This window comes from Cupriavidus sp. 22TCCZM01-5, from assembly GCF_057798915.1.
Genome location: NZ_JBYOJR010000054.1, coordinates 24,217 through 32,985 on the forward strand (window position 1 = coordinate 24,217; position 8,769 = coordinate 32,985).

Genomic DNA, 8,769 nt, shown 5'->3' on the forward strand with positions numbered 1-8,769 from the left:
GGCAGTGAGGCGGCTGGCTTGCGAAGAGTTGGGGGCAGGGGACACGTGGCCTGGCGGACAGTCATGGCAGCGCCGGCCACTGGCTGGTCAGGCCGTGGGCGGCTTCAAACAGGGCCGCCACGCGCAGCAGTTCCGCATCGCCGCGGAACTGGCCCACGAGCTGGAAGCCGATCGGCAGCCCGTCCTGGCCGAACCCGCAGGGCAGGCTGATGGCCGGGTGGCCCGTCATATTGAACGGCATGGTCCACGGGAACCAGTGGGCGCGGACGTTCTCGTACGCCGTGCCGTCGATATCGATGGTGCCGAACAGGTCCTGGCCGATCGGCAACGCGGTGCGCGTCAGCGTGGGCATGGCCAGCAGGTCGCCGCGCTGCAGCAGCGCCTGCACGCGCTGGAACAGCCGGGAGCGCTCGAACATGGCCTGCTGGTATTCCACGCCGCTGAAGTGCGCGGCCGACTCCACCTGGCGGACAAAGGTGGGGCTGAGTTCGTTGCCATGCCTGGCGACGATATCGGCGAAGCGCGTGCGCCAGACTGTGTGGTTGATCGCGCGCCAGATCGGCTCCACGTCGAAGCCTTCGCCGGAAAAGGGTTCCAGCTCCGCGCCAAGCTCTGCCAGCTTCTGCAGGCTCGCCTCGAACGCACTGGCGACATCGGCGGAGATCGGCCGGTCCGGCGGCGCCAGGCAATACAGAATGCGCTGGCCGCGCAGGTCGCCGCGCGGCTGCGCGGCATCGGCATAGTCCGGCATCGGGATGCCGATGGACCACGGATCGCACGGGTGCTCGCCCGCCATGGCCTGCATCATCAGGCCCGTGTCGGCGACGGTGCGCGTGGTCGGCGTGACATAGGTCTGGTTGCCGAACAGGTCCTGCGCCTGGCTGTGCGGGATCACGCCCTGGGTCTGCTTGATGCCGACCACGCCATTGCAGGCCGCCGGAATGCGCGTGGAACCGCCGCCGTCGGTCGCCACCGCCAGCGGGGCGATGCCGGCGGCCACGGCCACCGCGGCGCCGCCGCTGGAGCCTCCGCTGGTGCGCTGCGCGCTCCACGCATTGCGGGTGCGCCCGAACAACGGGGAATCGGTCAGGCACTTGGAGCCGAACTCGGGCGTAGTGGTCTTGCCGACCAGGATGGCGCCCCGGTCACGCAGGCGGCTGACGGCCACCGCATCCTCGGCCGGCACGTTGTCGCGCAGGGGCACGGCGCCGAAGGTGGTGCGCACGCCGCGCGTATTGACGATGTCCTTGACGGTGAAGGGAATGCCATGAAGCGGCCCCAGCGGCCGGCCGTCCATCACCGCCTGTTCGGCGGCGCGGGCCGCCGCCAGCGCCTCGTCGGCGCACACGGTGATCAGGCAGTTCAGCTCGGGCTGCAGGCGGTCGGCGCGTTCCAGTACGGCCCGAACCACTTCCACCGGCGATACCTCCTTGCGCCGGATACGGCCCTGTAGTTCGACGGCGGACAGAAACAAAGCGCGTCGCTCATCGGTATGTGTCTCCTCTGATCCTCGAATGACAGACTGGCCGGCGCGGATATGCCGCGCCGGCCCGCCAGCCCTCAAGGATACACAGGAGCCGGCCGCCCGGGCCGGCTGCCGCCGAATTCAGAACACCAGCGTCGCGGTCCCCATGAACGTCCTGGTGCTGTCGATGCGGTTCTTGCTCGCCACGGTGGGGACCCAGCGCAGGCCGAGCGACAGCTTGCTCTTGGCGCCCACCTTGGTGTCATAGGTCACGATCGGTCCCAGCGCCCAGTCATGGCCGCGGAAGCCGTTGAGCCGGTCGGCGACCGGGCCGCTGTCGCCGCCGAGCTGCTGCGTGGTGCCCGCCACCAGGCCCGCGCCGAAGCCATTGGCTAAGCGCTTGAGCACCATGGCGTCGAGCGTGAACAGCGGTGCGTTCTGGTAGTCGGTGTCGTTGTTGCGCGTGTAGAACTGGATGCCCGCCACCGCGTCGAATTCCAGGCCGTGCTCGGGCAGCAGCTTGGTAAAGGCGACCTGCGGGATGAAGGTCCAGTTGTTCAGGCTGGGATTGGCCAGCGCGTTCTTGTCATACTGCCCGGTCGGCGCCCAGATGTTCAGGCTGACCGCCATGTGGGCCGTCTGGGAAAAGTGGTAGCCCGCGATCAGCGGCGTGAACGTGATATCGAACAGGTTGGACGCCCTGTCTTCCGTGCGCCCCTGCAGGCGGCCGGCGCTGAACGTGGCGCCGACCTGCGTCCAGACATAGGGCAGGGTGAAGCTGGAGGCGAAGTTCCACGCGCCAGGGCCGGTGTCCCAGACTTTCATGATGGTGGCCAGCGTGAACGCGACCTCCGCGTCGATGCCCAGCGAGGTCTGGCCGACAACCGGCACCTGCCGGCCACCGCCGATCGATCCGTTCAGGTAGATCTCGCCAAAGTTGACCACTGTAATCGGCTCCGGCGCGACGATGCCGGCATTGGGAAGCACGCTGGTACCCGTAACCGGCCGGCCCAGGCCGCCCTCGGTGGCCTGCGCCGGCGCCCAGGCGGCCCCCAGGCAGGTGGCCAATGCTGCCACGAGCGGACAGGGCGACAGTGGGCGGCGCGGGGGGCGGGCTGGCATGTCTGGCATGTTCGGTCCTCAGTTGCCGGCCGGGCGGGCCGGGGCATGGCGTATCGGGACGTCTGGATCGTGCTGGATTTGGTTTTCGAGTTACCGGGCATTGTCGCCGCGGCGGGACCAGGCCATGAAGTTAATGTTTTCATACCTGCATTAAGAATGTTCCAACGGTACAAGACAGGGGGCGCCACCCCTGACGCGGTATTGCCCGACGCAGGTATTCAGCCCTTGTTGCACAACATGACCGCGGCGCCGCCACGGCTGCCATCCAGCGTCAGCTTCCAGTCGATCGGCGCACGCGTGGAGGCTCGTGGGCCGGGGCGCGAGCAGGCCGAGCCGGACGCGCCGGCCGATGGCGCGGAAGCCGGCGAGCGGCGGGCGGTTAGAATGGCCGGCCGACTTCCACTGTTGCTGTCCATGGTCCCATCGAGATCCCGTCGTACCTTGCTCCTGGCCGCCGCGGCGGCTCCGTTTGCTTCCGCATGCGCCGGCCCTGCGCGCTCTCCTGCGTCCGACGCGGGCGAGGAGCTGGCCGCGCTGGAACGCCGCGCCGGGGGCCGCCTTGGCGTGTTCGCGCGCCACACTGGCGACGGCCGCCAGGTACGGCACCGTGCCGAGGAGCGCTTCCCCGTGTGCAGTACGTTCAAGGCGATCCTGGCCGGCGCCATCCTGCAGCGCAGCGCCGCCACGGCAGGCCTGCTCGAAGAGCATGTCCGCTATACGCGCCAGGATCTCGTGGCCTATTCCCCGATCACGGAGAAGCATGTCGCGGACGGCATGACGGTAGGGCAGCTGTGCGCCGCCGCAATCCAGTACAGCGACAACGGCGCGGCAAACCTGCTGATGCGCCGTATCGGCGGACCGGCGGGCGTTACGGCGTTTGCCCGGGCCATCGGCAACCAGTCTTTCCGGCTGGATCGCTGGGAAACCGAACTGAACACCGCCATTCCCGGCGATCCGCGCGATACCTCGACGCCGGCGGACATGGCAGCGAGCCTGCAGGCGCTGGCATTGGACCAGGCCTTGCCCGCCGCACAGCGCAGCCAGCTCCAGGCCTGGCTGCGCGGCAACACGACCGGCGCCGCGCGGATCCAGGCGGCCATGCCCGCGGGCTGGCAGATCGGCGACAAGACCGGCAGCGGCGACTACGGCACCACCAACGATATCGCCGTGCTGTGGCCGCCGGCCGGTGCACCCATCGTCATTGCCGTCTACTTCACGCAAGCCGTGCCCGATGCGAAGTGGAGCAACGAGACGATCGCCGGCGCGGCGCGCATTGCGCTTTCCGGCCTCGGTTGACACCAACGCTGGAAGACGCCCGGCTGGCGGCGTTACCATGCAGACAGGCCGCCGGTCGCGTAGAGCGGCGAGTGAGCGCAAAGAGGCTTGGTCCCGGCGAGGCCCCTTGCGCGATGTCCTGCGTCTGGCGGCCGGCACCGGAGTTTCGCGCGGGGGCGGCAGATGAACGCAATCCGTTTGTTCCTGTGCGGCGATGTGATGACCGGACGCGGCATCGACCAGATCCTGCCGACACCGAGCAATCCACGGCTGCACGAATCGTATGTCCGTTCCGCCATCGAGTACGTCGAGCTTGCCGAGCGCAGGAACGGCGCGATCGCGCGGCCGGTATCGCCGGCCTATATCTGGGGGGACGCACTGACCGAGCTCGAGCGTCATCGCCCCGACGTACGCATTGTCAATCTGGAAAGCGCCGTTACCACCCGTGACGACGCCTGGCCCGGCAAGGGGATCCACTACCGGATGCATCCCGCGAACATCACCTGTCTTGGCGCCGCCCGCGTGGATTGCGCGGTGCTGGCCAACAACCACGTGCTGGACTGGGGGCGCGCGGGCATGGAGGAAACCGTGGCAACCCTGCAGGCGGCGGGGATCGCCGTGGCCGGTGCAGGGCACAACGAACACGAGGCGGCGCAACCTGCCGCGCTTGCCGGTCCACATGGCAACCGTGTGCTGGTGTTCGCGTTCGCGATGGCCAGTGCAGGGACGCCCTCCAGCTGGGAAGCGACCAGCAGCCGCCCCGGTGTTGCCCTGTTGCACGATTGCTCCGCCGCGAGCCTCGCGCGCCTTCGCGAGCGGATCGGCGCGCAGCGCCGTGATGGTGACGTGGTCGTGGTGTCGATCCACTGGGGGCCGAACTGGGGGTACGAGGTGGAGCCCGAGCGGCGCCGGTTCGCGCGGGCGCTGATCGACGAGGCCGGCGTGGATGTCGTGCACGGCCATTCGTCGCATCACCCGATTGCCATCGAACTGCATGCGGGCAGGCCGATCCTCTATGGCTGCGGCGATTTCATCAACGACTATGAGGGGATCGGCGGCTACGAGGCCTATCGTCCCGATCTCGCGTTGATGATTTTCGTTGCGCTCGATTTCGCGGGCGGCGCTTCCGACCTGCGGCTGGTGCCGCTCAAGCGCAAGCAATTCCGGCTAGGCTATGCGCCGCAAGCCGACCGGGACTGGTTGCAGCAGATGCTGTGTCGGGAAGGCAGTGCGTTCGGCACCCATGCGGCGCGTTCCGGAGAGCATGAACTGCGGATCTGGGCGGATTGAGGCCGGGCACCGGTTTGCGCTACCCTCTGGCATTGTCCAAGCCACCTCGGGAGTCCCTTGCGCCATGGAATGCCGGCCGCTGTGCATCGATGACCTGGAACTGGTATGCCGCCACCGTGAGGCGATGTTCCGTGAAGCGGGCCGCGACGCGTCGACCCTTGGAGCGATGCAGGGACCGTTCCGCGACTGGCTGCGCCCAAGGCTGGCAGACGGCAGCTACTTCGGCTGGATCATGGAGGAGGGCGGCACGCCGCTTGCCGGCATCGGCCTGATGGTGATCGAATGGCCGCCGCATCCGGCCCATCCGCTGCAGGACAAGCGCGGCTACATCCTCAATCTCTATGTCGAGCCCGCGCACCGGCAGCGTGGCCTCGGGCAGGCGCTGATGACGCGCGCCGAGGCCGAGTTCGCGCGCCGCGGGATCGCCTTTGCGATTCTCCACGCCACGGAAATGGGGCAACCGCTCTATGCCCGCATGGGCTGGAGCGCGACGACGGAGATGGCGAAGCCCATCGTCGGGTGACTACGCCGCAGGCGCGTTGCAGGGCGCCGTGGGGCGGGAAATTTTCGTTCACGTTTTCGCAAAGCCTCTGCTAAAATCCATCGCATGTCTCGCAAGCGCCTCATCTCTCTATCCCTGCGCCGCCTAGCCCTAGTGCTCGGCCGGGGTCCGCTTGCTTGAGTCCTCTGGCGCCTGAATCGACCGATTCGCTGCGCGCTTCCTGATTTCCCCCTGACCCCGGCCCACGAACCAGCCTTCGCCATGCGAAGGGCTGCAGGGGAAGTCGCATCGTCTTTTGCCTGATTGACCCCGGCACGGCCCGCAGCGGACCGTCCGGCACCCGGATTCGTGGACCATGATGATTGCCCAGCCCTCCGCCAAGTACCAACCGTTCCCGCCCGTCGGCCTCACCGACCGCACCTGGCCGAACCGCACGATTGCCAGCGCGCCCGTGTGGCTGTCGACCGATCTGCGCGACGGCAACCAGGCGCTGTTCGAGCCGATGAACGGCGAGCGCAAGATGCGCCTGTTCCAGGAACTCGTGCGCATCGGTTTCAAGGAAATCGAAGTCGGTTTCCCGTCCGCATCGCAGACCGATTTCGACTTCATCCGCCGGCTGATCGACGAGAACCTGATCCCCGACGATGTGACCATCATGGTCATCACCCAGTCGCGCGAGGAACTGATCGCGCGCACGGTAGAGGCACTGAAGGGCGCGCCCAGGGCGATCGTGCACGTGTACAACGCGATCGCACCGGCCTGGCGCCGCATCGTGTTCGACATGAGCGTGCCGGAAGTGATGGGGCTCGTACGCCATCACATCGGCTACCTGAAGCAGCTGACCGACCAGCATCCGGAAACGAAGTGGACGTTGCAGTATTCGCCCGAGACCTTCAGCGCGGCCGAACTCGAGGTCTCGCTGCAGGCGTGCCACACCGCCATCGAGGCCTGGGCCATCGGTGCGGACCGTCGCGTGATCATTAACCTGCCGACCACCGTCGAAAACGCCACGGCCAATGTCTTCGCCGACCAGATCGAGTGGATGCACCGCCGCCTGGTGCCGCGCGAGCATATCGTGCTGTCGGTGCATCCGCACAATGATCGCGGCACCGGTGTCGCGGCGGCCGAGTTTGCGATGATGGCGGGCGCCGACCGCGTGGAAGGCTGCCTGTTCGGCAATGGCGAGCGCTGCGGCAACGTGGACATCGTCACGCTTGCCTTGAACCTGTACACGCAGGGCGTACACCCGGGGCTCGATTTCTCGGATATCAACGCCGTGGCGCGCATTGCCGAGGAATGCACGTCGATCCCCGTGCACCCGCGTCATCCGTATGCCGGCGATTTGGTCTTTACAGCGTTCTCGGGTTCGCACCAGGACGCCATCAAGAAGGGGTTCGCCGCGCAGGACCCGAACGGCGTGTGGGAAGTGCCTTACCTGCCGATCGATCCGGCCGATCTTGGCCGCACCTATGACAGCGTGATCCGCGTCAACAGCCAGTCCGGCAAGGGCGGCATTGCATTCATGCTCGAATGCGAGCACGGCGTGGTCATGCCGCGCCGCATGCAGGTGGAGTTCAGTGCGGTCGTGCAGCGGGCTACCGACGCCAGCGAGACCGAGATCAGCGGCCCGGAACTCTGGAAGCTGTTCCGGCAGACCTACCTGACTTCCGACGCAGCGGGTCCGGGCATCGTCTATCACGCCTACAAGCTCGACGAGAGCGGGGAGGGCATCGCGCTGGAGGTGAGCGTGGATGGCGTGCGCAAGACGCTGCACGGCAAGGGCAATGGCCCGATCGCGGCCACGGTGCACGCGCTCGATCTGCGCATGCGCATTGATGCCTACGAAGAGCGCGCCACCGGCGGCGGCGCCGACGCACAGGCCATGGCCATCGTCGAAGCCGCGCTGGAGGGCGTGCCCGGTGCGGGCTTTGGCGTCGGCATGAGCCACAACATTGTCGAAGCCTCGGTGCAGGCGGTGATCAGCGTGGCCAACCGGCTGGTGCGGCAGCGCCGCGCGCAGGGCTGAATGCCGCCACTCGCGGCGGTCGTCACTGCGCTTGCCGCATGACCCAGGCTACCGCCTGGGCCAGGAACGGAGAGCTGTCGCCAACGCGATAGCTCATGATGACCGGGGACACGAACCCCGGCGCATCGATCGGGCAATAGCGGACATCGTCACGATGCAGGCGCTGGATCGATGCCGGTACCAGCGTCATGCCGACACCGGCCGCGACCAGCCCCAGCGCGGTCTGCAGTTCGTTGGCTTCCTGAGCCACGCGCAACTGCAGCCCCTGCGCGCGAAACAGCGACAGCAGGTGATCGGCATAACTCGGCCGTGGCCGCGCCGGGTACAGAATGAACGGGCGCGTCGCCAGGCCCTGCGGTGTCAGCGTGGCCTGGGCCGGCGGCGGCTGGCTGGCTGGCACCGCCGCCACCAGCGGCTCGGCCATCACCACCACCTGGCGAATCGCCGGGTCGTTGATGGCTATGCGGCCGAAGCCCAGGTCGATGCGGCCGGACTTGAGCGCCTCCACCTGCTCGACCGTGATCATCTCGGCAAGCCCGACTTCCACCTGCTGTTCCGACCCACGCAGTTCGCGGATCAGCTCGGGTAGCACCCCATACAAGACCGACGGCACGAAGCCGATACCGAACCAGCGCTTGTCCTGCCGGCCAATGCGGCGCGTGCTCTCGATGGTTTCTTCCAGCCGCTGGGTCAGTTGCATGGTCTGTTCCAGCAGGAAGCGGCCCGCTTCGGTGAGCCGCAGTCCGCGCCCCACGCGGTCGAACAGCGCCACGCCGACCTCGTCCTCAAGCTGCCGGATCTGTCGCGAAAGCGGCGGCTGCGCCATATGCAGGCGCTCGGCGGCGCGCGTGACATTGAGTTCCTGGGCCACAACCTGGAAATAGCGCAGGTGTCGTAATTCCATTGGCATACCTGTAGGGTATTGATTGAGACATCATCGGTCTTGGACGCAGCCTGCGTCAAGCTTCATACTTCCTCAACAATCCTCTTCAGCAGTACATAGGTATGACAGCCACGATCACCTCAGTCGAAGCCATCCTGGTCGACCTGCCCACCATCCGGGCCCATCAACTGGCCATGGCCACCATG

At 67.2% G+C, this 8,769-nt stretch carries 6 protein-coding genes and 1 pseudogene; 4 read left to right on the plus strand and 3 right to left on the minus strand.

Annotation, left to right across the window (positions count from 1 at the left end; translation table 11 throughout):
• Nucleotides 1-61: 61 nt before the first annotated feature.
• Nucleotides 62-1,488: pseudogene (locus AC3FNH_RS31000) on the minus strand (amidase).
• 118 nt (nucleotides 1,489-1,606) lie between these two features.
• Complete coding sequence (locus AC3FNH_RS31005; protein WP_488722809.1) at nucleotides 1,607-2,587, minus strand: SphA family protein; 981 nt, start codon at nucleotides 2,585-2,587, stop codon at nucleotides 1,607-1,609.
• Nucleotides 2,588-3,001: 414 nt separating this feature from the next.
• Here AC3FNH_RS31005 and bla point away from each other — a divergent pair, with 414 nt between their 5' ends.
• The 4 genes from bla to leuA all read left to right on the plus strand — a co-directional run bounded on the left by bla (nucleotide 3,002) and on the right by leuA (nucleotide 7,680).
• The gene (gene bla / locus AC3FNH_RS31010; RefSeq protein WP_488722814.1) at nucleotides 3,002-3,883 is read left to right on the plus strand and encodes a class A beta-lactamase; all 882 of its coding nucleotides are present in this window, start codon (nucleotides 3,002-3,004) and stop codon (nucleotides 3,881-3,883) included.
• Nucleotides 3,884-4,045: 162 nt separating this feature from the next.
• On the plus strand, nucleotides 4,046-5,152 hold the full coding sequence (locus tag AC3FNH_RS31015) for a CapA family protein (protein ID WP_488722810.1): 1,107 nt from the start codon (nucleotides 4,046-4,048) through the stop codon (nucleotides 5,150-5,152).
• Between the two features lie 64 nt (nucleotides 5,153-5,216).
• Nucleotides 5,217-5,675, plus strand: coding sequence for a GNAT family N-acetyltransferase (locus AC3FNH_RS31020; RefSeq protein ID WP_488722811.1), 459 nt, complete (start codon nucleotides 5,217-5,219; stop codon nucleotides 5,673-5,675).
• A gap of 337 nt (nucleotides 5,676-6,012) precedes the next feature.
• The gene (gene leuA, locus AC3FNH_RS31025; RefSeq protein ID WP_488722815.1) at nucleotides 6,013-7,680 is read left to right on the plus strand and encodes a 2-isopropylmalate synthase; all 1,668 of its coding nucleotides are present in this window, start codon (nucleotides 6,013-6,015) and stop codon (nucleotides 7,678-7,680) included.
• A gap of 22 nt (nucleotides 7,681-7,702) precedes the next feature.
• Here leuA and AC3FNH_RS31030 read toward each other — a convergent pair whose 3' ends face one another.
• On the minus strand, nucleotides 7,703-8,584 hold the full coding sequence (locus tag AC3FNH_RS31030) for a LysR family transcriptional regulator (protein WP_276100451.1): 882 nt from the start codon (nucleotides 8,582-8,584) through the stop codon (nucleotides 7,703-7,705).
• Between the last annotated feature and the right edge of the window lie 185 nt (nucleotides 8,585-8,769).